At 34.6% G+C, this 1,365-nt stretch carries 1 protein-coding gene; it reads right to left on the minus strand.

Annotated features, from left to right (window positions below):
* Nucleotides 1–66 precede the first annotated feature (66 nt).
* Nucleotides 67–1,128 (minus strand): IS110 family RNA-guided transposase, encoded by a 1,062-nt coding sequence (locus ES724_RS16400; protein ID WP_146935066.1) that lies wholly within the window; start codon nt 1,126–1,128, stop codon nt 67–69.
* Nucleotides 1,129–1,365: the final 237 nt, after the last annotated feature.

Genomic DNA, 1,365 nt, shown 5'->3' on the forward strand with positions numbered 1-1,365 from the left:
ATAGATTCTGTGTTAACTAACAAAAGGTTTTCTCTTTTATTTTATTATTTTTGTTACTCAAGACGGCTATAAGCTAGTCTGTAAAAGGATACTTTCTGCATTTGCATCTAGTGTCCTTTTTTGTTGATGATTATTGTCAAACCTAGTTTTATTCTTATCTACTACAAATATAAGTTCTAACATTTTTCTCTGAACAGCTATCAGTGCTTTCATTTTAATCCCGCTTTTGGCAACTATTCTCGCATATAGATCTCTATGAGATTTATTATACTTAACGGATGATAGAGAAGGTAGATGTAATGATTTTCTAAGATGCCTATTTCCTTTTTTCGATATCCGCGGTTTACCCTTTACAGATGTACCTGATTGTTTTTCCCTAACATCTAGACCCGCATAACCAGTCAACTGTTTTTTATTTCTTATTAGCTCGAACCCATTAGTCTCAGCTAATACTATAACCGCAGTCAGCTCTCCCACGCCAGGTATAGTGCATATATTCTTTACTCTCTCCATAATATCAGGATAATCCTTTAGCAACGTTGCTATATCCATTTTGATTTCTTTCTCTTGTCCGTTGAGAAATTTGATTCTCTCTGCAATGCGTTTTAGACTTCTTTCGTTTGGCACAGCTTCTGCTTTTTCTGCGTGTAGCTGATTTTTGACCATTGATCTCTGATCTACTATTTGATCACGCTCTCGGGTTAATTGCTTGAGCTGTCTATAAGCCTCTTTTGGACGATTCCAGTTATCTAGCTTACGTTCAAGACCGAACCTCATTATAGCTTGAGATGCTGTCTTATCAGTAATAGTGTTTATGTCCAATGTCCTAAAAAAATTACTAATCTTATTAGGCAATACAATACTTAAATCAAAACCACTTTCATCAAGGGCATAGGCGAGTTTTTCATGATAAACTCCGGTAGCTTCCATGACATATCTAACGCTATTTGCATTATTACTGTTGCTAGCTACCCAATCGATAAAATATTTTATACCATTTTCAGTATTTTTAAACACTTTGTATGATATGATTTCAATGTCCAAATTCTCATAGAGCCTTCCTAGAGATACAACTAATTCCTTTTGAGCTACATCAATACCTGCAACTTCCTTTAAAACTTTTTTCACGTGTTCAAATTTTTAAAATTAAAAGTGAAAAATCTCTGTTCGTCTTTTCTCCTGGTTGGATATTCTGGATACCGTTAAGGTTCCTTACATTCTGTTCAAACTCTACGAGATATAAAAGGATAAGGTCCTATCTATCGGTCGATATATCTTATGATTATCTAGCCATCGGTTGACTCTTACCCCCTTTCACTTATATCTGTAAAACTAGAAATTTATTCCAAATGCAAACATAGGAGC

Source organism: Gillisia hiemivivida (assembly GCF_007997295.1).
GTDB classification, from domain to species: domain Bacteria; phylum Bacteroidota; class Bacteroidia; order Flavobacteriales; family Flavobacteriaceae; genus Gillisia; species Gillisia hiemivivida.